Annotated in this window: 19 protein-coding genes; 14 read left to right on the plus strand and 5 right to left on the minus strand. The window is 63.0% G+C overall.

Features of this window, described 5'->3' with window-relative positions; translation table 11 throughout:
* Positions 1-5: 5 nt before the first annotated feature.
* Together AC0L2U_RS07285 and AC0L2U_RS07290 are read right to left on the minus strand one after the other, a co-directional pair.
* On the minus strand, positions 6-338 hold the full coding sequence (locus AC0L2U_RS07285) for a lysozyme inhibitor LprI family protein (protein WP_245490817.1): 333 nt from the start codon (positions 336-338) through the stop codon (positions 6-8).
* 343 nt (positions 339-681) lie between these two features.
* Positions 682-888 (minus strand): hypothetical protein, encoded by a 207-nt coding sequence (locus AC0L2U_RS07290; RefSeq protein ID WP_127267240.1) that lies wholly within the window; start codon positions 886-888, stop codon positions 682-684.
* Between the two features lie 407 nt (positions 889-1,295).
* Here AC0L2U_RS07290 and AC0L2U_RS07295 point away from each other — a divergent pair, with 407 nt between their 5' ends.
* Complete coding sequence (locus AC0L2U_RS07295) at positions 1,296-3,563, plus strand: alginate lyase family protein (protein ID WP_473601671.1); 2,268 nt, start codon at positions 1,296-1,298, stop codon at positions 3,561-3,563.
* Positions 3,564-3,720: 157 nt separating this feature from the next.
* On the opposite strand, the gene AC0L2U_RS07300 is transcribed toward AC0L2U_RS07295, so the two are convergent.
* A complete protein-coding gene (locus AC0L2U_RS07300; RefSeq protein ID WP_292660239.1) occupies positions 3,721-4,875 on the minus strand; it encodes a dihydrodipicolinate synthase family protein in 1,155 nt (384 codons plus the stop codon).
* Positions 4,876-5,114: 239 nt separating this feature from the next.
* On the opposite strand from AC0L2U_RS07300, the gene AC0L2U_RS07305 reads away from it, so the two are divergent.
* The 13 genes from AC0L2U_RS07305 (at position 5,115) to AC0L2U_RS07365 (ending at position 20,197) form a co-directional block, all read left to right on the plus strand.
* Complete coding sequence (locus AC0L2U_RS07305) at positions 5,115-6,173, plus strand: LacI family DNA-binding transcriptional regulator (RefSeq protein ID WP_027037607.1); 1,059 nt, start codon at positions 5,115-5,117, stop codon at positions 6,171-6,173.
* A complete protein-coding gene (locus AC0L2U_RS07310; RefSeq protein ID WP_473601672.1) occupies positions 6,170-7,771 on the plus strand; it encodes an acyl CoA:acetate/3-ketoacid CoA transferase in 1,602 nt (533 codons plus the stop codon). The genes AC0L2U_RS07305 and AC0L2U_RS07310 overlap by 4 nt, the downstream gene beginning before the upstream one ends.
* Positions 7,764-8,540 carry an enoyl-CoA hydratase/isomerase family protein gene (locus AC0L2U_RS07315; protein WP_127809380.1) on the plus strand — a complete coding sequence of 259 codons (777 nt, stop codon included), beginning with the start codon at positions 7,764-7,766 and terminating at the stop codon, positions 8,538-8,540. Before AC0L2U_RS07310 ends, AC0L2U_RS07315 begins: the two co-directional genes overlap by 8 nt.
* A gap of 10 nt (positions 8,541-8,550) precedes the next feature.
* Positions 8,551-10,062 carry an aldehyde dehydrogenase family protein gene (locus tag AC0L2U_RS07320; protein WP_127396617.1) on the plus strand — a complete coding sequence of 504 codons (1,512 nt, stop codon included), beginning with the start codon at positions 8,551-8,553 and terminating at the stop codon, positions 10,060-10,062.
* A gap of 57 nt (positions 10,063-10,119) precedes the next feature.
* Positions 10,120-11,373 (plus strand): ABC transporter substrate-binding protein, encoded by a 1,254-nt coding sequence (locus AC0L2U_RS07325; protein WP_032900903.1) that lies wholly within the window; start codon positions 10,120-10,122, stop codon positions 11,371-11,373.
* A gap of 104 nt (positions 11,374-11,477) precedes the next feature.
* Entirely contained in the window at positions 11,478-12,434 is a 957-nt protein-coding gene (locus AC0L2U_RS07330) for a carbohydrate ABC transporter permease (RefSeq protein ID WP_024502750.1), read from the plus strand.
* On the plus strand, positions 12,431-13,375 hold the full coding sequence (locus tag AC0L2U_RS07335) for a carbohydrate ABC transporter permease (protein ID WP_023810088.1): 945 nt from the start codon (positions 12,431-12,433) through the stop codon (positions 13,373-13,375). The genes AC0L2U_RS07330 and AC0L2U_RS07335 overlap by 4 nt, the downstream gene beginning before the upstream one ends.
* A 4-nt stretch (positions 13,376-13,379) precedes the next feature.
* Positions 13,380-14,495, plus strand: coding sequence for an ABC transporter ATP-binding protein (locus tag AC0L2U_RS07340; RefSeq protein WP_292701354.1), 1,116 nt, complete (start codon positions 13,380-13,382; stop codon positions 14,493-14,495).
* 88 nt (positions 14,496-14,583) lie between these two features.
* Entirely contained in the window at positions 14,584-16,083 is a 1,500-nt protein-coding gene (locus AC0L2U_RS07345; RefSeq protein WP_292701352.1) for a GMC oxidoreductase, read from the plus strand.
* A complete protein-coding gene (locus tag AC0L2U_RS07350) occupies positions 16,080-16,841 on the plus strand; it encodes a 3-ketoacyl-ACP reductase (protein ID WP_473601673.1) in 762 nt (253 codons plus the stop codon). The genes AC0L2U_RS07345 and AC0L2U_RS07350 overlap by 4 nt, the downstream gene beginning before the upstream one ends.
* A gap of 12 nt (positions 16,842-16,853) precedes the next feature.
* Positions 16,854-18,503 (plus strand): GMC family oxidoreductase, encoded by a 1,650-nt coding sequence (locus AC0L2U_RS07355; protein ID WP_473601674.1) that lies wholly within the window; start codon positions 16,854-16,856, stop codon positions 18,501-18,503.
* On the plus strand, positions 18,500-18,808 hold the full coding sequence (locus AC0L2U_RS07360; protein WP_127809375.1) for a Dabb family protein: 309 nt from the start codon (positions 18,500-18,502) through the stop codon (positions 18,806-18,808). Before AC0L2U_RS07355 ends, AC0L2U_RS07360 begins: the two co-directional genes overlap by 4 nt.
* Before the next feature lie 153 nt (positions 18,809-18,961).
* Entirely contained in the window at positions 18,962-20,197 is a 1,236-nt protein-coding gene (locus AC0L2U_RS07365; protein WP_081738768.1) for an MFS transporter, read from the plus strand.
* A gap of 7 nt (positions 20,198-20,204) precedes the next feature.
* Here AC0L2U_RS07365 and AC0L2U_RS07370 read toward each other — a convergent pair whose 3' ends face one another.
* Both AC0L2U_RS07370 and AC0L2U_RS07375 read right to left on the minus strand, forming a co-directional pair.
* The gene (locus AC0L2U_RS07370; RefSeq protein WP_127329389.1) at positions 20,205-21,050 is read right to left on the minus strand and encodes an EamA family transporter; all 846 of its coding nucleotides are present in this window, start codon (positions 21,048-21,050) and stop codon (positions 20,205-20,207) included.
* Positions 21,051-21,057: 7 nt separating this feature from the next.
* Positions 21,058-21,960 (minus strand): endonuclease/exonuclease/phosphatase family protein, encoded by a 903-nt coding sequence (locus AC0L2U_RS07375; RefSeq protein WP_128363341.1) that lies wholly within the window; start codon positions 21,958-21,960, stop codon positions 21,058-21,060.
* Positions 21,961-22,092 lie beyond the last annotated feature (132 nt).

Raw genomic sequence — 22,092 nt, forward strand, 5'->3', positions numbered from 1 at the left:
CCAGATTATTCTGATGGCACCGGGCAAGAGAGGTCACCCTCCTGGCAGTTCAGGTAGGCCCTCAACTGCCTGGTGCGAGCCTTGGTCAGTTCAGCCTGACAAGCAGCGGCAACCATCGGCGCCGCGGAGCCACCATCGTCACCGCTGGATTGAAATGTGCATTCGGCGTTGCGGAACGCAATCCACGCTCTCTGCGCTTTCACCAACCGCGCCTTGCCGTCGGAATCGTCCGTAAGCCGCTTCTGGATTTGCTTGAAGGTTTGGTTCAACGCCTGATCGGCTCTTTTGAAGTCCGAAGCTGGATCAGCCAGAGCCGCGGTGGCGGCGAACGACAGCATGGCGACGCCAGCAAGTAGAAAACGCATGATTGTATCCCCGGAATGAAAACAACCACAAGTAAGCACGCATGGGGGCAGCCGACAAGCACCGAAAAACCGTATAGTAAGCAAAGGTTTGTCGGGTTCAACAACGCAGGACGGACGAGGCTGGGGCCGTGGGGTGATGTGCGGGGAATGGCCGCCACAAGCTGACGTTGAGATTTGCCGTTTCGCCATTGTCGTGGGCGGCGCCGGCGAGTTTTCGCAACCCGGTCCTGACAGACCGGACGCCGGACGCAAACGCCGTCGCGGAAAGCTGTGCGCCCGTCCCGGTGCTGACCGGGACGGGCGACAGGCAATCAGATCATTGCGGCTCTGGATCAGGCGTATTTCCCGGCCTGTCGCCGCCGCCCTTGCCTTCACGGCAAGGCTCGCCGATGCCGCAGCATTTGCCGTTGTAGGTGACGCCGGGCTTCAGCTTGTCGCATTCCCTGGGAGCGGTTGTCTTGCAGCCGGCCAGCACCGAAACGGCGATGGCGGCCAAAAGGACGTTTCTTGAAACAGTAAACATCAGACGTTCTCCTTGATGGACCATGTTTGGACACATCGCTTGGTCGCGCCTCGGGAGAAATTGGTTCACAAGAAAATTGCGATCACCGGCGGAATCTTTTTGCGAGCTTGCCTTCGCGTGAAGGCGCATCGCCGATGCCGGGGCATTTGCCATGCTATGTGGTTTTCGGATTTGATTTATCGCATTGTCTTGTCGGCGTTGCCTGCAACCTGCCGTGACCGATGCAGCAGAACCGTAACAGGACATTCGCAACATTGCAGGCGAGAGACGTTTTCCATGATTGATCGCGTTGGACAATTCAGGGCTTGGTCGCCTCACACTCAGAAATGGTCCAGGATCGAAGCCGGAATGGTTGGCGAAACTGCGCGCATTCCCGAGGCGGTGATCGGGTCTCCTTGCGTGCCGTCATGAGTTCACAGTCCAGAAGGGAAAAACTGTCGCCTTGGCCGAAGATACATCGCGAACTGAACCGTGTGCGCACGCAATTGCAGTCGCCGTGGTCGACATTGGGCAACGCGCTCATTTCCGCAAAGCAGAACGCTGAATACCGACGCGAACTCGGCAAGCGGATCGAAGCCGCCCGCGAGACTTACACGGCGTCGCCGATCTCGCAGATTGCCGACAGCTTCATGCTCGTCCGGATCATCGGCAATGATCTGGAACCGCGACACCGCAAGGGCCAGTCATTCGACAACGTGCTGTTCATTCTGGACAACGAACCGGTCTTCGACGCCTGCGAAAAATTCTGGATCGTCAATCGGATAGTCGACACCGACGAGGAAGCCCGGATCATCGGCCTGCTCGAAAGCCGCCGCCAGAATTTTCACACAATCCCCTTCGAACTCGATGCGTACCGGAAGATATCCTGGGACGTCGACCAGCTTGTTGCCGGCGACCTCAGATTCTCAGAGAAGGGCCGGGCGAGCGGAAAGTCCGCGCGTTACGAAACGCACATCCGCCGCAGCAAGAACCTCTATGTGATGAACAACAATGGGGCTCGCAACGCCGCGCTCGCGATTGCCCGCGGCAGGGCAAAATGGCTGATGCCCTGGGACGGGAACTGCTACCTGACAGGCTCTGCGTTCCAGCGGATACGGTCCGCGATCGAGAGAAACCCGCACCTTCCCTACGCTGTGGTGCCCATGGCGCGTATTGTCGACAATGCGCTTCTGCTGGACCAGAGCTTCCAGCCGCCGGCCGAGGAAGAGCCGCAGATCATATTTCGAGCCGATACCACGCAACTGTTCGACGAAAACTATGGCTACGGAAGGCGGCCAAAAATCGAGATGCTGTGGCGGTTGGCAGTTCCCGGCCCCTGGGATCGCTACCGCGACGACGCCTGGGATTTTCCACGCCCGGTCCGGGCAGCGGATGCCGGGCTGCTCCAGAAAGCGGGCTGGGTGGCGCGCCTGGATTCAGGACGTTCGCATCTGGAGATCGGCAAGGCCGGCTTCGTCGCGCGTCTGGTCAGCCGCGACCAGGCGATCGTCGATATGGTCGATCAATGTGACGCCAAGGCAGTCGCCGCTCGGCTTGATACCTCCCGCCTGGCTTTCTATGACGAAGACGCCCTCGCCCACGCGGTAAAGGACGGACCCATCCTGCGCTATCTCGAAACCGCGGCCGGTCAGGCACTCGCCCGCGGTCCGTTCAGCGTGCTCGACAAGACTGGCCGAGCCCCCAGCGGGGATCCCCAGGACTATTTTCGCCCGGCGCCTTACTGGTGGCCCGACCCCGACAGACCCGATGGCCTGCCCTATATCAGGCGCGATGGCGAACGCGTGCCCGGCACGGCATTGTATGCAGCAGGAAGCGAAACCTACGATCGCACACGCTTACAGCGCGTCTTCGACGACACAACCGTGCTTGCGCTCGCCGCAACCGTGCTTGATGGACGTCATTACGCCGTCCACGCCGCGAGGCTCATTCGCGCATGGTTTGTCGATCCCAAGACAAGAATGAACCCGCATTTGCGCTATGCGCAGGTGCGGTCGGGCCACGACAACAATGAAGGGGCCGGCTACGGCATCATCGAGCTGAAGGATTTCTATTTCTTCCTGGATGCCGTACGCTTGATCGAGCGAACAGGAGTACTGGGCGACGAGGATCGCGAGGCGTTCAGAGCCTGGCTCGGTTCCTACTGTGAATGGCTGGACACCGCGCCGGCAGCCGCGACGGCCTTCTGCAGCAGCAGCAACCAAGGAACGTACTACGATTTGCAGCGGGCATCGATCGCCACATTTCTTGGCGACAGCGCCACCCTGGCCAAGATCAGGCTCTATGCTCGGGAGAGATTGGCGACCCAGATCGCAGCCGACGGCTCCTTGCCCAGGGAACTGTCCCGCACGCGCCCCAGGCACTACGCCATGTTTACCTTGCAAGGCTGGACGTCGCTGGCCCGTGTCCTGTCTTCGGTTGGTGACAATCTCTGGCAGCACAAGACAGCCGAGGGACTGGGACTGGTCCAGGCGCTGCACTGGCTTGTTGCGCACGAGAACAAGCGACACACCATGTCGGCCGAAACTGTCGATCCGGATCGGCTTGGGCCGCTGCTTCTCGACCTGACGCATCATGATCCCGCAGGGATGCCACCTGCCGATCTGGGAAGGGCGGCCAAGCCCATTTTTCATCCAGACGAGGCAATCGCGCCTTTTTGGCTGTGGCGAAGACGTTAGAGCAGTTCACCGTTTCACGGAAACGGCGACCCGCTCTAACTCCTTGTTTTTACGCAATTCCGGACGGAAAACCGTTTCACACTTTTCCTGGAATTGCTCTAGGGACGTCCGGCATTCCTGGCCTGTCACGTCGATGATGAGAACCACTTTCCCGAAATCAAACGCCCGCGACGGTGCAAAGGCTCTTCATTCTGGCCACCGCCAGATCGGGATCAGCGAGCAATCCTGCCTGGTCGGCAAGGCGGAACACGTCGGCATAGTGACGGATGCCGCGCGCCGACTGCATGCCGCCGACCATCGCAAAATGGTCCTGATGGCCATTCAGCCAGGCCATGAAGACGATGCCGGCCTTGTAGTACTCGGTCGGCGCCTCGAAGATTTTTCGCGATAGCGGCACGGTCGGCGCCATCAATGTGTCATAGCCGGCGCGGTCACCCTCCCCCAGTTTCGCCAGCGCTGCATTGGCGACCGGCGCAATCGCGTCGAAAATACCGAGCAGTGCGTGCGAGTGTCTTTTCTCGTCGCCGGCGATCAGTTCGGGATAATTGAAATCGTCGCCGGTGAACATGACGACGCCGTCCGGCAGACGGTTCCTCAGCGCGACCTCCTTGCCGGCATCGAGCAGTGAGATTTTTATCCCCTCCACCTTGCCAATATGGCGTTCGATGATGGCAACAACTGTATCGAGAGCAGTCTCGAAATTCTCGCTGCCCCAATAGCCCCTGAGCGCCGGATCGAACATGTCGCCCAGCCAGTGCAGGATGACCTTGCCGGATGCCTGGGACAGGATGCGGTCGTAGACGCTGACATAGTCGTCCGGCCCCTTGGCAACTGCCGCCAGTGCCCGGCTGGCCATCATGATCGCCTTGCCGCCCAAGCCTTCGATGAAAGCGAATTGCCGCTCATAGGCGGTGACCACATCGTCCAGTGTCCTGGCGGCGGCGGGCGCCAGATGGTCGGTCCCGGCACCCGAGGCGAGATCGGCGCCATCGACGGTACGCGCCTCGGCGATCGAACGGCGAATCAATTCCTGCGCGTTTGCCCAGTCGAAACCCATGCCGCGCTGCGACGTGTCCATCGCTTCGGCGATGCGGAATCCCAGCCGCCACAGATGGTGACGGAACGCCATCGTCCTGTCCCAGTCGACCACCGGCCGGGACCATGGATCGGTCATGGCGAGCGGATCGGCAACGACGTGCGCGGCGGCATAGGCGATACGCGAAAATCGCGCGCCGATGTCAGGCTGCACGGGCTCGCCAACCAGCGTGTACCGGGTGCTGCCGCCACCCTCACCAGGCAAGGAAATGTCCATCGATCTCTCCCTTCTCAACGCTACTAAATGGAACGTTCCAATAAATCAAGAACCTTTAAGATTCCGGCTCCACGGCAGGAAGAATGCTGCATTGCAACACAAATCCTTGTGGGGCAAGCCATTTGAGTACGCACAATCGGCGTTCGAGGCGCGGGAAAAATCCCGATTGACTTACGAGCGGAGCAGAGATTAGAACGTTCCAATAACTTTGGGCCTGCACTCGGGGAGGATGCATCTGGATGGCCAACCGGGCCAAGGCGACAATATTCGACATCGCCCGCGAAGCAGGCGTGTCCAAATCGACGGTATCGCTCGTGCTCCAGGGCAGCGGGCTGATCCGGCCCGAAACAGCGAGCAAGGTGCGCAAGGCGATCGAGGATGTCGGTTACGTCTACAACCGCGGCGCCGCCAATCTGCGCAAGGCGCACTCCAATGTCATCGGCATGGTCATCAACGATCTCACCAATCCTTTCTTCGCAGAGCTGGCGGTTGGCATGGAGCGGGTCTTCCAGTCGGCGGGCATCGTGCCGTTCATCGCCAACACGGCGGAAAATCCGGTACGCCAGGAAGAAGTGCTGAAGTCGTTGATGGAGCAAGGCGTCGCCGGCCTCATCGTGTCGCCGGCTCGCGGCACGACGCCGGGCGCCTTCAGGCGGATCGAGACGGCAGGTCTGCCGGTGGTCTTCGCCATGCGCCGGCTTCCCGAGAGCCGTATTCCGGTTATCGCGCCCGACAATCATCGCGGCGCCTATCTCGCCACCGCCCATCTGATCGGCAAGGGACATCGCAGGCTGGTCTTCTTCGGCGGTTCGTCCGACCTGGTGGTCTATCACGATCGGCTTGGCGGATTTCGCGAAGCCTGCGAGACGCAGGGCATCTCCGACCGCGACGCACTGGTCGTCGAGGGAGAAACCAGCCGCAGAGGCGGTATCGCGTGCCTCGAAACCGCTCTCGCTATGGCTGAACCGCCGACCGCGGCGCTCTGCTTCAACGACGCTGTCGCCTTTGGCGCCATGCTGGCGCTGCGCAAGCGCGGGCTTGAGCCGGGAACTGATTTCGCCATCGTCGGTTTCGACGATGTGGCCGAGGCCGAACATTACATGCCGGCTCTGACCAGCGTCGCGGTGGATTCGGCCGGCCTCGGCGAACGCGCCGCCCATGTCATGCTGAAAATGATCCAGTCGCGCACCACACGCGCCGAAGACCATATCGGCGCGGTCAATCTGGTCGTCAGGGAAAGCTGTGGCCCGGATCGCCGCACCCGAAACAGGACGGCCGGTTCGGGGAGCACGAATTGAGCAAGGTCGTTTCGGCAGCGCAGGCAGCGGGCCTGATCAAGGACGGCATGGTCGTATCCGTGTCGTCGTCGAGCGGCCTCGGCTGCCCCGACGCCGTGCTTGCCGCGATCGGCGAACGCTTCGACGGGGAAGGCCATCCGAAGAACATCACGACGCTGCACCCGATCGCAGCCGGGGACATGTACGGCATCAAAGGCATCGACCATCTGGCCAAGCCCGGCCTGCTGAAGCGTACTTTGTGCGGCTCCTACCCGTCCGGCCCCTCCTCTTCCGAACCGCCGCAGATCTGGAAGATGATCGGCGACAATTCGGTCGCCGCCTACAACGTGCCGTCCGGCATCCTGTTCGACATGCACCGCGAAGCGGCCGCCAAGCGGCCGGGCGTGCTGACCAAGGTCGGCCTCGACACCTTCGCCGACCCGCGCCACCAGGGCTGCGCCATGAACGCCGCCGCCAGCGAGCCGATCGTTTCGGTGCAGCAGTTCGACGGCGAGGAATGGCTCTATTTCCGCTCCATCGTGCCGCAGGTCTCGATCATCCGCGCCACGTCGGCCGACGAGCGCGGCAACCTCACCTATGAGCATGAGGGTGCCTATCTCGGCGGCCTCGAACAGGCACTCGCCGCCCGCAACAATGGCGGCATCGTTATCGCGCAGGTCAAGCGCGTCGTCGAGAACGGCACGCTGAAACCGCATGATGTGCGCGTGCCGGGCGTCCTGGTCGACCATATCGTCGTCGCGCCCGACCAGTTGCAGACGACGCTGACACCCTATGACCCGGCGATCTCCGGAGAAATCTTCCGGCCGCTGTCGAGCTTCCGCACGCCGGAGATGAACGTCCAGAAAGTGATCGCGCGCCGCGTCGCCATGGAGTTGCGCGACGGCATGGCCGTCAACATCGGCTTCGGCATTTCCGCCAATGTGCCGCGCATCCTTCTCGAGGAAGGACAGCACGGCAAGATTACCTGGGTGATCGAACAGGGCGCGGTCGGCGGCGTGCCGCTGCTCGACTTCAAATTCGGCTGTTCGTCGAACGCCGACGCCTTCATGCCCTCGCCGCACCAGTTCATCTATTTCCAGGCCGGCGGCTTCGACGCCTCGCTGCTGTCCTTCCTGCAGATCGATCGCCATGGCTCGGTCAATGTCTCGAAGCTTTCGGCGCGCCCGCATGTCACGGCTGGCGCCGGCGGCTTTGTCGACATCACCGCACGGGCGAAGAAGATCGTCTTCTCCGGCTTGTTCAATGCCGGCGCCAAGCTGTCTCTGGCCGATGGCGGCATCCGCATCGAGGCGGAGGGCAAGGTCAAGAAGGTGGTCAACGAAGTCGAGCACATCTCGTTTTCAGGCAAACGCGCGGTCGCGCAGGGACAGGACATCACCTATGTCACCGAGCGCTGCGTGATGAAGCTGACGCCGGAGGGCCTGGTCGTCACAGAACTCGCACCCGGCATCGATCTGCAGCGCGATGTGCTGGCGCAGTCGGAAATTCCGTTGGGCATTGCCAAGGACCTCAAGACGACACCGGCAGCCCTCTATCAGGAGCAACCGATAGGCCTGTCGCTGAATGGCGGCGCCTCGCTTGGAGGCGCGCATGGCTGAGCACCTCGTCACCTTTGAAACCGACGGCGCCATCGGCGTCGTCACGCTGCGCCGGCCGGAGAAATTCAACGCGCTGGACATTCCGATGCTGCGCGCGCTGGAGACGGCGCTCGACGCGGCCGAGATGGCCGAGGGCGTCCGCGTCGTGCTGCTGCGCGGCGAGGGCAAGGGATTTTGCGCCGGTGGCGATGTTGAAGCGTGGGCGCGGATGAGTGCCGCCGATTTCCAGGTGCAATGGGTACGCTACGGCCACCGCGTCTTCGACCGGCTGGCGCGGCTCAGGCAGCCGACCATCGCCGTTTTGTCGGGCCATGCACTGGGCGGCGGGCTGGAGCTGGCTGTGGCTTGTGATTTTCGCGTGGCGGAAACACAGGTGAAACTGGGCTTCCCCGAAACCTCGATCGGTGTCGTACCCGGCTGGTCAGGCACGCAGCGCGCCGTGCGCCGCTTCGGCGCGCAGACGGTGCGCCGCATGGCGCTCGGCGGCGAGATCTTTCTCGCCCCCGAGGCACTCGCTCTGGGCATCGTCGACCGGGTGGTCGCGACTGGCAAGGCATACGACGAAACAAGGGCGTGGGCGGAAAAGATCGCCGAGCGCGGCCCGCTGGCGACCGAAGCCGCCAAGCTGATGATCGCGGTCGCCGAAGGCGAGGAAAGTGCCGCCGCCACCGAAGCGCTGGCCAGCGGCTTCATCGCCCTGACCGGAGATCTCAAGGCCGGCGTCGACGCCTTCAAGGCCAAGCAGAAGCCGGCCTTTTCGAGATCCTAGAGGAAAACAGATGAACGCCCCACTCAAGATCGCCATGCCGGCCGAGGCGTCCGCGGCGCCGAAAGCGTACAGACTGCTGATCGACGGCAAGCATGTCGATGCCCGCGACGGCCGCACGATTGCTCGAAATAGTCCCGGCCACGGCTTCACCGTCTCGCACTACGCACAGGCCGGCGTGGCCGAAGTGGAAGCCGCTGTGCAGGCCGCCCACAAGGCGTTCGAGACCGGTCCATGGCCCCGGATGAAGGCGGCCGAGCGTGCCGCGATCCTGCTCAAGGCGGCCGACTTGATCGAGGCGCGGCTGGAAGAGATCGCCCGGCTCGATGCACTGGAATCGGGCAAGCCGATCGCCCAGGCGCGCGGCGAGATCGGCGGCGCCGTCGACATTTGGCGCTATGCCGCCTCGCTTGCCCGCACGCTGCATGGTGAATCCTACGCCAATCTCGGCGATGCCATGCTGGGCGTCGTCCTGCGCGAGCCGATTGGCGTCGTCTCGATCATCACCCCATGGAATTTCCCGTTCCTGATCGTCAGCCAGAAACTGCCCTTCGCGCTCGCCGCCGGCTGCACGGCGGTGGTCAAGCCTAGCGAAATGACCTCGGCCTCGACCTTCGTGCTCGGCGATATCCTGATGCAGGCCGGCCTGCCCGCCGGCGTCGTCAATATCCTGGCCGGGCTTGGCGCCGATGTCGGTGCGCCGATGGTCAGCCACCCGCTGGTCGAGATGGTCTCGTTCACCGGCTCCACCCGCGTTGGCAAGATGACGATGGCGTCCGCCGCGCAGTCGCTGAAGAAAGTCTCGATGGAGCTCGGCGGCAAGAACGGCCAGATCGTCTTCCCGGACGCCGACCTCGAAGCGGCCGCCGATGCGGCGGTGTTCGGCGGCTTCTTCAATGCCGGCGAGTGCTGCAATGCCGGGAGCCGGCTGATCGTTCACGAGGCGATCGCCGACGATTTTCTCAGCACCGTCAAGGCGCTTACCGCCAGGGTCACGGTCGGCGATCCGCTCGATGACCAAACCAAGGTCGGCGCGATGATCTCGTCCGACCATCTGAAGAAGGTGGCGGGCTATGTTTCTGCCGCTGAAGGCGACGGCAGCCAGGTTTACAGCGGAGGCAAGCAATTGGCCTCCAATGTCGGCCAATACCTCGATCCCACCATCATCCGCGGCGTTACCGAGGAGATGGCCATAGCGCGCGAGGAAGTGTTCGGTCCGGTGCTCTCGGTGCTGACTTTTGAATCGATTGAAAAGGCGTTGCACATCGCCAACAACACGCCCTATGGTTTGTCGGCGGGCGTGTGGAGCGCCAGCATCGACACTTGCATGTCGGTGGCGCGTGGAGTGCGTTCGGGAACCGTTTGGGTGAACACATTCATGGAAGGTTATCCCGAGCTGCCGTTCGGAGGCTACAAGCAGTCCGGTCTCGGACGCGAACTCGGCAAACGCGCCGTCGAGGACTATACCGAGGAAAAGACAATCCAGTTTCATCGCGGCCTGCGCACCGGGTGGTGGGTCGGCTGAGTTGAGAAGAACCCGGTGGGCTTCACCGGTCGTGTAATGCAACAAGGGAGGTAGTACATGTTGCGCAAACTGCTTATCGGAACCGCTCTCGCATCCGGCCTGGCTTTCGCGGCCCACGCCGAGGACGTCAAGGAAGTGCAGATGCTGCATTGGTGGACGTCGGGCGGCGAAGCGGCTGCTCTCAACGTCCTTAAGGGCGACCTGGCCAAGGAAGGCTATGCCTGGAAGGACGTGCCGGTGGCCGGCGGCGGCGGCGATGCCGCCATGACCGCGCTGAAGGCGATGGTCGCGGCCGGCAATTATCCGACCGCCTCGCAGATGCTCGGCTATACCGTGCTCGACTACGCCGCTGCCGGCGTCATGGGCGACCTGACCGAAACGGCGAAGAAGGAAGGCTGGGACAAGTCCGTTCCGGCAGCCCTGCAGAAGTTTTCGGTCTATGACGGCAAGTGGGTCGCGGCGCCGGTCAACGTTCACTCGGTCAACTGGCTGTGGATCAACAAGGCCGTCCTGGACAAGATCGGCGGCACCGAGCCGAAGACCTTCGACGACTTCGTTGCCCTGCTCGACAAGGCCAAGGCGGCAGGGGTGATCCCGCTCGCTCTCGGCGGCCAGAACTGGCAGGAAGCCACCATGTTCGACTCGGTCGTGCTGTCGACCGGCGGACCTGAGTTCTACAAGAAGGCCTTCAACGACCTCGATGACGCATCCCTGAAGTCCGACACGATGAAGAAGTCGTTCGACAATTTGGCCAAGCTCGTCACCTATGTCGACCCCAACTTCTCCGGCCGCGACTGGAACCTTGCCACCGCCATGGTCATCAAGGGCGACGCCCTGGTGCAGGTCATGGGCGACTGGGCCAAGGGCGAGTTCAACGCCGCCAAGAAAACGCCGGGCACCGACTTCCTGTGCTATCGCTTCCCGGGCACCGACGGCTCGGTGATCTACAACTCCGACATGTTCGGCATGTTCAACGTTCCGGACGACCGCAAGGCCGCCCAGGTTGCGCTGGCCACCGCCACCCTGTCGAAGAGCTTCCAGTCGGCCTTCAACGTCGTCAAGGGTTCGGTCCCGGCCCGTACCGACGTTCCGGACACCGACTTCGACGCTTGCGGCAAGAAGGGCATCGCCGACCTGAAGGCAGCCAACGAAGGCGGCACGCTGTTCGGCTCGCTGGCCCAGGGCTATGGCGCGCCTCCGGCGGTCGCCAATGCCTACAAGGATGTCGTCTCCAAATTCGTCCATGGTCAGATCAAGACCTCGGACGAAGCCGTGACCGAGCTGGTCAAGGCGATCGACGACGCCAAGTAAGCGCCACGCGCCAAAACGCCTTCCCCGCTCCGGCGGGGAAGGCCCAGATCCGCGAACTTAGATCCGCGAAGCTGGTTGGCCGCGAGTCGACGGGAGGAAGCCCCATGAGCACGGTAGCGACAAGCCAGATCAAGCTGACGCCGGAGCATGCGCGGCCACGCGCCTCGGTGCGCTCACGCCTGCAGGACGCATTGCCGAAGATCGTGCTGGCGCCGAGCTTCGCCATCACCATCGTCTTCGTCTACGGCTTCATCCTGTGGACGATCTATCTGTCCTTCACCAACTCCAAGACCTTTCCATCCTATGTCCTGACCGGCTCGCGCGCCTATCAGCGGCTGTGGGGCTGGACCTTCGACACAGACCCGCCCTCGAGTTGGTACACGTCGATCACCAATATGGGTATTTTCGGTTTCCTCTACATCGCAATCTGCCTGGCGCTCGGCCTGTTCCTGGCCATCCTGCTCGACCAGAAGATCCGCGGCGAAGGCGTGCTGAGGCCGATCTATCTCTACCCGATGGCGCTGTCCTTCATCGTCACCGGCGTCGCCTGGAAATGGTTCCTCGATCCCGGCCTCGGCCTCGAGCAGACCTTGCATCAATGGGGCTGGACGAGCTTCCATTTCGACTGGATCAAGAACAAGGATTTCGTCATCTACACGGTGGTCATTGCCGGCGTCTGGCAGGCCTCCGGCTTCATCATGGCGATGTTCCTGGCCGGCCTGCGCGGCATCGACGGCGAGATCATGAAGGCGGCGCAGATCGACGGCGCCACCACCTTCCAGCTCTACCGCCGCATCGTCATCCCGCTGCTGCGGCCGATCTTCCTGTCGGCTTTCATCGTACTCGCGCACCTCGCCATCAAGTCCTACGATCTGGTCGTTGCGCTGACCAGCGGCGGCCCCGGCGGCTCGGCCTGGCTGCCCTCCAACTTCATGTATGAGTACACGTTCAAGCGCAACGAAATGGCCGTCGGCTCGGCCAGTGCGGTGATCATGCTGATGACCATCGTCGCAATCATCGTGCCCTATCTCTATTCGGAACTGCGGGAGAAGCCGCGATGAGCGCCGTCACCACTCCCGCCCGCCAGGCCTCTGGCGGCGTCAACGTCAAGGTTATCAACCGCATCGTCATCTACGGGCTGCTGGCGCTGTTTGCGCTATTTTATCTGATGCCGCTGTTCGTCATGCTGGTGACCTCGTTCAAGACCATGGACGAGATCCAGAACGGCAACATGCTGGCGCTGCCCAGGGCACCGACCTTCGATCCCTGGCTGAAGGCCTGGGGCGAGACCTGCGTCGGCCTCACCTGCGCCGGCATCAAGGGCTATTTCTGGAACTCCATCAAGATGGTGGTCCCGGCCGTGCTGATCTCGACGATGCTCGGAGCGCTGAATGGCTACGTGCTGACCAAATGGCGTTTCCGCGGGGCAACGCTGGTGTTCGGGCTGATGCTGTTCGCCTGCTTCATTCCGTTCCAGTCGGTGCTGCTGCCGATGGCGACCATCCTCGGCAGCCTTGGCCGCTTCGGCGTCACGCTGCAGAATGCAACGGGAACCAGCTTTGGCCTCGGCAACCCGACGGTCAACCTCGTCTTCGTCCACGTCGTCTACGGCATCGGCTTCACCACGCTGTTCTTCCGCAACTACTACGAGGCGTTCCCCACCGAACTGGTCAAAGCGGCACAGGTCGACGGCGCGTCCTTCTTCCAGATCTTCCGCCGCATCATGCTGCCGAACTCGATGCCGATCTTCGTCGTCACGGTGATCTACCAGTTCACCAACATCTGGAACGACTTCCTGTTCGCCTCGGCTTACGCCGGCACCGGCGACGCGATGCCTATGACGGTGGCGCTCAACAACGTCGTCAACACGTCGACCGGCGTCGTCGAATACAACGTCAACATGGCCGCCGCGATGATCGCGGCACTGCCCACCCTTCTCGTCTATGTGCTCGCCGGCCGCTATTTCGTGCGCGGTCTGATGGCGGGCGCCGTCAAAGGATAATCCGATGGCTTTTCTGGAAATTGATGGTTTGAGGAAGCGCTTCGGCCAGGTCGAGATCCTGAAGGGGATCGATGTCGAGCTCGAGAAAGGCGGCTTCCTGGTGCTGGTCGGCCCTTCCGGCTGCGGCAAGTCGACCTTGCTCAGCACCATCGCCGGCCTGGAGACGATCACCTCGGGCGAAATCCGGGTCGACGGCCGGACCATCAACGATCTGCACCCCTCCAAGCGCGACATCGCCATGGTGTTCCAGAGCTATGCGCTCTACCCGAACATGACGGTGGCCGGGAACATCTCGTTCGGCATGGAGATGCGCGGCGTGCCGGCGGCGGAGCGCCAGAAGGCCATCGACAAGGTGGCCAAGGTGCTGCAGATCGGCCACCTCTTGCAGCGCAAGCCGAGCCAACTATCCGGCGGCCAGCGCCAGCGCGTCGCCATGGGCCGGGCGCTGGTGCGCGATCCCAAACTGTTCCTGTTCGACGAGCCGCTGTCCAACCTCGATGCCAAGCTGCGCGTCGACATGCGCATCGAGATCAAGCGCCTGCATGCCACCACTGGCACCACCATCGTCTACGTTACCCACGACCAGATCGAGGCGATGACGCTGGCGACCAAGATCGCGGTCATGCGCGATGGCGAGGTGCAGCAGTTCGGCACCCCGGCCGAAATCTACAACAACCCGACCAACCTCTTCGTCGCCGACTTCATGGGCTCGCCTGCGATGAACCTGATCCCGGCGACGATCGGCACGTCAGGCAACGCGCTGTCCGTCGTGCTGCAGCGCGAAGCGCGAGAGCCGATCTCGCTGCCGATGGCCAATGCACCGGCCGGCCTGTCGGCATTCCAGGGCAAGCCGATCATCTTCGGTGTCCGCCCCGAAGCCCTGACCGATCCGGAAGGTGCCGAGCGCAACGCCTCGCACATCGCCACCGCCGACTGTCACATCGAGGTCGTCGAACCGGCCGGCTCGGACACTTTCGCCGTCACCAATCTCGGCGGCAAGGGCGTGGTGGCGCGGCTGCGCGCCGACGCCAACATCCAGCCGGGTACCAACACGCCGCTTGCCTTCAACTTGACCAAGGCGGTGTTCTTCGATCCGGCGACCGAGACCCGTATTCGCTAATGTATGTCGCCCAAAAGTGGATCCGGTTTTGGGGCAACGACATGCATCAAAACAAAAAACTAAAGCGCGTCGGGACGCGATTTAGGCCATGACAAATCCGGACATCGTCATCATCGGCTCCGGCATTGGCGGCGCCACGATCGCTTCCGGCCTTGCCGGCAGCGGCGCCTCGATCCTGATGCTGGAGCGCGGCGAGCCGTTGCCGGCGACGCCGCACGCGCGCGACACGCGCTCGATCTTCGTCGACGGCCATTACAGGCCGAAGGAGATGTGGCGTGAGGCCGGCGGCGCCGCCTTCAATCCCGGCAATTATTACTATGTCGGCGGCAATTCGAAGTTCTATGGCGCGGTGCTGATCCGCTACCGCAAGGAGGACTTTGCGGCCATGGAGCATTTCGGCGGCGTCTCTCCGGCCTGGCCGTTCACCTATGACGAATTCGAGCCCTGGTATTCGAAAGCCGAGCAGCTGTTCCGCGTGCGCGGTGCACTGGGCGAGGATCCGACCGAGCCGTTCCATTCGATCCCCTACGCCTACAAGCCGGTGCCCGACGAGGCACCGATCGCCCGCGCCCGCGCCGAGCTGAAAAACCTCGGCCTGAATCCGGCCTCGCTGCCGCTCGGCGTCGACATCGACACCTGGCTGAAAGAGGGCAAGACCGGCTGGGATGCTTTCCCGAACACCGGCCAGGGCAAGGTCGACGCGCAGACGGGTCCGCTGACGGCTGCGCTGACCGATCAGAACATCAAGCTCGAGACCGGCGCTTACGTCGAATATCTTGAAGCCTCGCCAGACGGCACGACGATATCAGCCATTCACTACCGGCAGAACGGCGAGCTGAAGAAAGTATCACCGAAGCTGGTCATCCTGTCGGCCGGCGCGGTCAATTCCGCCGTCATCCTGCTGCGCTCGCCGACATCGGATGGCAAAGGCCTAGCCAACCGCTCCGACCAGGTCGGCCGCAATTTCATGAACCACAATTCAAGCGCCATGCTGGCGATCGACCCGCGCCGCCGCAACGATGCCGTCTATCAGAAGACCTTGATGCTGAACGACTATTACCTGTCCGACGGCAAGGGCGGCAAGCCGCTCGGCAATGTCCAGCTTCTGGGAAAGATCGACGGCAACATGCTGCGGGCCAATGTCAAATACACGCCCGGATTCGCGCTCGACTTCATGGCCGGCCACGCCGTCGACTGGTACCTGATGTGCGAGGACCTGCCCGATCCGGAAAGCCGCATCATGGTCGACGGCAAGGACATCGTTATGCAATGGCGGCGCTCGAACATGCAGTCGCTCGACGGGTTGACCAAGGTGATGCGCGAGAATTTCCGCGCCTGCGGCTATCCCATCGTTCTCTCACGCCCCTTCGACAAGCGCACGCCGTCGCACCAATGCGGCACGATAAAGATGGGCGACGATCCGGCGACGGCGGCGCTCGACCCTTACTGCCGCTCCTTCGACCACAGGAACCTCTTCGTCGTCGACGCCAGTTTTTTGCCCAGTTCGGCGGCGGTGAACCCGGCGCTGTCGATCGCCGCACAGGCGCTGCGCGTTGCCGACCACATCCGCAAGGCTAGCTTCCAATGACCCGCCCCTCCGCCATCGTCACCGGCGGCGCGCGCGGCATTGGGCTTGCCTGCGCCCAGGCACTGGCGGATGCCGGCTTCGATATTCTGGTCGTCGACCTTGCCGAAACGGCCGCTGACAGACTTGCCACCGACATCACCAAGCGCCGCGCAAAATTCGCCTACGTCCAGTCCGACATCGCCGATCTCGCCAGCCACACCGTACTTGTCGATGCCGCGATGCGCGCCTTCGGTCGCATCGACTGCCTGGTCAACAATGCCGGCGTCGGCGCCGTGGTGCGCGGTGACCTCTTGGACCTCAAGCCGGAGAATTTCGACCGCACGCTCGGCATCAATCTGCGCGGCACCGTGTTCCTCAGCCAGGCCGTGGCCAAGGCGATGCTGGCTGCGCCAGGCCATCACCAGAGGTCGATCATCACCATCACCTCGGTCAGCGCTGAAATGGCATCGCCGGAGCGGCCGGACTACTGCATCTCGAAAGCCGGGCTTTCGATGTGGGTGAAGAACCTGGCGCTTAGGCTTGCGCCCGAAAATATCGGCGTGTTCGAGGTCCGGCCAGGCATCATCCGCACCGATATGACATCAGGCGTGACCGCCAAATATGACGCCCTCATCGACGGCGGTCTGGTGCCGGCAAAGCGCTGGGGCGAAGCATCAGACATCGGCGCGGTGGTGGCAACACTCGCTGGCGGAAAACTCGGCTTTTCGACCGGCTCGATCATCAATGTCGACGGTGCGCTCTCCGTGCCGCGGCTGTAAGTGGACAGTGTCATGACCGACTACATCATCGTGGGCGCCGGTCCGGCCGGCTGCGTTCTGGCCAACCGGCTGAGCGAGAATCCGGCAAATTCGGTCCTGCTGCTGGAGGCTGGCGGCAAGGACTGGCATCCCTACATCCACATGCCGGCCGGGTTCGCCAAGATGACGAAGGGGATCGCCTCCTGGGGCTGGTCGACCGTGCCGCAGAAGCACATGAAGGATCGCGTCTTCTGGTACACGCAGGCCAAGGTTGTCGGCGGCGGCTCCTCCATCAACGCCCAAATCTACACGCGCGGCAATGCCCGCGACTATGATGCCTGGGAGAAGGAAGAAGGCCTCGCCGGCTGGGGCTATCGCGACGTGCTGCCCTACTTCAAGCGAGCCGAAAACAACCAGCGCTACGCCAACGATTTTCACGGCGACCAGGGCCCGCTCGGCGTGTCCAACCCGATCGCGCCGCTGCCTATCTGCGAGGCCTATTTCCGTGCCGGCCAGGAGATGGGCATCCCCTTCAACCCGGACTTCAACGGCGCTGCCCAAGAAGGCGTCGGCTACTACCAGCTGACCCAGAAGGATGCCCGGCGCTCGTCCGCTTCAGTCGCCTATTTGAAGCCGATCCGCGCCCGCAAGAACCTGACCGTCCGAACCGACGTGCTGGTGACGCGCATCGTCGTCGAGAAGGGCCGCGCCATCGGCGTCGAGGTGGTCGACAGGCCGGGCGGCGAGAAGAAAATCCTGCGCGCCGAACGCGAGGTGATCGTCTCGTCCGGCGCCATCGGCTCGCCGAAACTTCTGATGCAGTCGGGCATCGGCCCCGCGGACCATCTGAAGTCGGTCGGCATCACACCGGTGCACGACCTGCCCGGCGTCGGCTCCAACATGCAGGACCATCTCGATCTGTTCGTCATCGCCGAATGCACAGGCGATCACACCTATGACAACTACGCCAAGCTGCACCGCACGGCCTGGGCCGGCCTGCAATATCTGCTGCTGAAGAAGGGGCCGGCGGCCTCCAGCCTGTTCGAGACCGGCGGCTTCTGGTACGCCGACCCGACAGCCGCCTCGCCCGACATCCAGTTCCATCTCGGTCTGGGCTCGGGTATCGAGGCCGGCGTCGAGAAGCTGAACAATCCCGGCGTCACTTTGAACTCGGCCTTCCTGCGGCCGCGCTCGCGCGGCACGGTGCGGCTGAAGAGCGCCGACCCGGCCGACCACCCGCTGATTGATCCGAACTACTGGTCCGATCCCTATGACCGCGCCATGTCGATCAAGGGGCTGCGGCTGGCCCGCGAGATCATGCGGCAGAAGGCGCTTGCCCCTTACGTGCTGCGCGAGGTGCTGCCCGGCCCGTCACTCGCCAGCGACGACGAGCTGTTCGACTATGCCTGCCGCAGTTCCAAGACCGACCACCATCCGGTCGGCACCTGCCGCATGGGCCATGACGAGATGGCTGTCGTGACGCCGGATCTGCGGCTGCGCGGCATCGAGGGCCTGCGCGTCTGCGACGCCTCGGTGATGCCGCGCGTGCCTTCATCCAACACCAATGCACCGACCATCATGGTCGGTGAAAAGGGCGCCGACCTGGTCCTTGGCCGCGAGCCGCTGCCGCCGGCGGTGTTTTCCGGAAACCGGGCTGCTCAGCCACTGAGGGGTAAGACATGATCAGGCACTGTGTTTTCGCCAAGTTTCGCAACGATGTTGCCGCCGCCGAGCGCAAGGCGATCCATTCCGATCTCGAGGCGCTTCGACAGGTGATCGACGGCATGGACGCCGTAAAATTCAGCGCCAATGTCAGCCCGGAGCCGTTCGCACGCGGCTTCACCCACGGCTTCACCATCGATTTCCGCGATGCTGCCGCGCGCGATGCCTATCTTGTGCATGAAGCGCACCAGCGCGCCGGCGCGCGCCTGGTCGCTGCCCTGGAAGGCGGCACGGACGGACTGCTGGTGTTTGATCTCGAAATCTAGACCTCATTCTCAAGCCACGATCGAGTTCATCGACAGATCGCACCGGTCGCTCCTCATCGCACCTTCCGCCATTCCAGCGGGCGTTCGATCAAATGAGCCACGCGAAAACGTGACCACCGGTCTTCCCTGAACTGGCCGATAATTCCCCCATCGATGATGATGGAGGAAGATTTGCCCCTTAATTCGCAGCAGAAGAAGACCGTCCTCGCCTCATTCCTGGGCTGGACGCTCGATGCTTTCGATTTCTTCCTTCTGACATTCCTGCTCACCGATATCGCGACCGAATTCCACGCCGACGTGCCCGCGGTCTCCAAGGCGCTGTTCCTGACCTTGGCGACACGCTTCATCGGCGCGTTCTTCTTCGGCATGCTTGCCGACAAATACGGGCGCAAGCCGATCCTCATGCTCAACATCGTCAGCTATTCGGTGATCGGCGCGCTGGCCGCCTTCTCGCCCAATCTCGGCATATTCCTCGCCCTGCGTGCTTTGTTCGGCATCGCCATGGGCGGCGAATGGGGGCTGGGCAGTTCGCTGGCCATGGAATCCATTCCGCCGAGCGCACGCGGCATGGTCTCCGGCATCCTGCAATGCGGCTATCCGGCCGGCTATCTGCTGGCGGCGGTGGTCTATGGCCTGCTCTATCAGCAGACGATCGGCGGCTACACGATCGGCTGGCGCGCCATGTTCCTGCTCAGCTTCGTGCCGGCGCTGATCGTGCTCTTTATCCGCTCGCATGTGCCGGAATCGCCGGCCTTCGTCGAAGCGCAGAAGACGGCTCGACCTGGCATGTGGGAAACGCTGCAGAAGCACTGGGGCGTCGCGCTCTATGCCGTCGTGCTGATGATGTTCTTCAATTTCTTCAGTCATGGCACGCAGGACCTCTACCCTACCTTCCTGAAGAAGCAGCACGGCTTCGATCCGCATACGGTGAGCTGGATCACCATCGTCGCCAATATCGGCGCCATCGTCGGCGGCCTGGCCTTCGGCGCGCTGTCGGAGAAGATCGGCCGCGTTAACGCCATCACGCTGGCATGCCTGATCGCCTTGCCGTCCATCCCGCTATGGGCCTACTCGACCACGCCGTTCATGCTCGCCATCGGCGCCTTCGTCATGCAGGTCGCGGTCCAGGGTGCCTGGGGCGTCATCCCCGTGCACCTCAACGAGCTTTCGCCCGGAGCGGTGCGGGCGACCTTGCCCGGCTTTATCTATCAGGCGGGCAATCTCGCCGCGTCCTATGGCGGCCCCTATCAGGCAGGAATCGCTGAAAGCGCCGGAGGCAGCTATGGCTATGCCCTGGCGCTGTTCGCAGGCGTGGTCGCCGTCTGCATCATCGTCGTCATCCGCTTCAGCCCGGAACGACGTGGCCAGGTGATGACCGTCCTGACCTGAGCGGCGCCTAACCAAGCCTCAGCGCGACGACGCCGGCCACGATGCTGAGCGCGGCGGCACCGCGCCAGCCGGTCATTTTTTCGCCGAGAGCGAAGACCGAGATCATCATGGCAAACAGGATCGAGGTTTCGCGCAGCGAGGCCACCGAAGCGATCGGTGCTTTGGTCATCGCCCACATGACGATCCAATAGGCGGCGCCGCTGAGTACGCCGGTGAACAGCCCTGCCTTCCAGTCGCGCGCCAACACCGGCAGCGCCTTCGGCCCGCGGAAGATGAGGCACAGCACCAACGCGCCTAAAGCATCGCAGATGAACAGCCAGGCGGCATAGCTCTGCGCGGTTGCCGCCAGCCGCGCGCCACTGCCGTCCGACAGCGTATAGCTGGCGATGAAGATGGAAGTGCCGAGCGCGAAGCCAACCGCGCGCAGATTGAGTTTTTCCAGATGCGCGCCGCCACGAAACGACATCACCAGCGTGCCGGCCGACAACAGGAAGATGCCGAGCATGGCGAACGGGCCGGGAATCTCGGCAACGACGAACATGCCGCCGAAGGCTGAGAGCAGAGGTGCGGTGCCGCGCGCCAGCGGATAGGTCTGGGCGAAATCGCCGGCCTTGTAGGCGCCGATCAGGAAGGTCCGGTAGCCCATGTGGAAAACGACGGAGGCGATGATGTAGGGCCACACCTCCGCCTTCGGCACTTCGACGAAGGGCAGCACCACGAGTGCCGCCGCGCCCATGCCTAATGTCATCAGCGTGATCGACAGGAAGCGGTCGAGATGAACCTTGACCAGCGCATTCCAGATCGCGTGCATGGCAGCGGCGGCAAGCACTGCAAAGAAGACGAAAAGCGTCATGCGCGGCTCATGTGGCGATGCCCGGCGTTTCCAGGTCTATGTCCACCCGCAGCGGAAAATGATCCGAGGCAACCTCGCCGATGTCTGCACTGATCGAACGCACCCGCCCGGCGAACATGCCGCCGACGAAGCAATGGTCGAGCCGGCGCTTTGCCAGTCTGCCGTCGATGGTCTTCACATGGGTGTGGAAGTCCGGAACCGGCTCCCCGGCAACGGCGGCGGCATCGACGAAACCGCTGAGATAGGCGGCACCTCGATGGTAGGGCGTGCTGCCGACGATGCGGCGATACTCGGCGCTGTCCGGCTCCATGTTGAAATCACCCATCCAGATCGCCGCCAGCGGGTTTTCCGGCTCCGCTTCGCCGCTGGTCCAATTGCGCGTGGGCTCGTCGTCGACGCCGCTCCACGGTCCGCCATCGGACGGTGCCCGGCGATGCTCGGCCATGAGGTAGTCGATCTGCTCCAGCCGCTCCTCGGCCGCGATATGGGCGAGATGCAGCGACAACACCCGCACCGGCCCTGCCGGCGTGCGGATCATGCATTCCAGCGCGGCGTTGCGGGTGTTGAGCGGCCGCTGCGTTCGGCGCATTGGCAGCGCATGCAGCCGCGACCAGACGATCGGCAGTTTCGACAGCACCATGGTGCCGAACTGGCGGCGCCGATTGACCAGACGGCCGTCGCGCCTTTCGCTGGCGTCCATGTCGAAGGCCGGGCCGTAGACCCAGTGATGTTCGGGCAGCAGACGGGAAAGCAGCTCCGGCTGGTCGTCGTAATTGCTGCGTTGCCAGTGCCGCTCGACTTCCTGCAGCGCAATGATGTCGGCACCGGCAACGATGCGCGCGGCGCGCGAAAGATCGTAGCGGCCGTCGCCGCCGAACCCGTACTGGATGTTGTAGCTGACCAGCTTCATTGCTTATCCGGCTCAATTTCGTGTTGGCAGTAGCGGTTCGATGCCACGGTTGCAATGTGCAGGAGAATGGACGTGGCTTGGACCAGCCTTGCTTCACTGGGATCATGCACCGATCCCGAAGCACTTCGATAT

Source organism: Mesorhizobium sp. WSM4808, assembly GCF_055811675.1.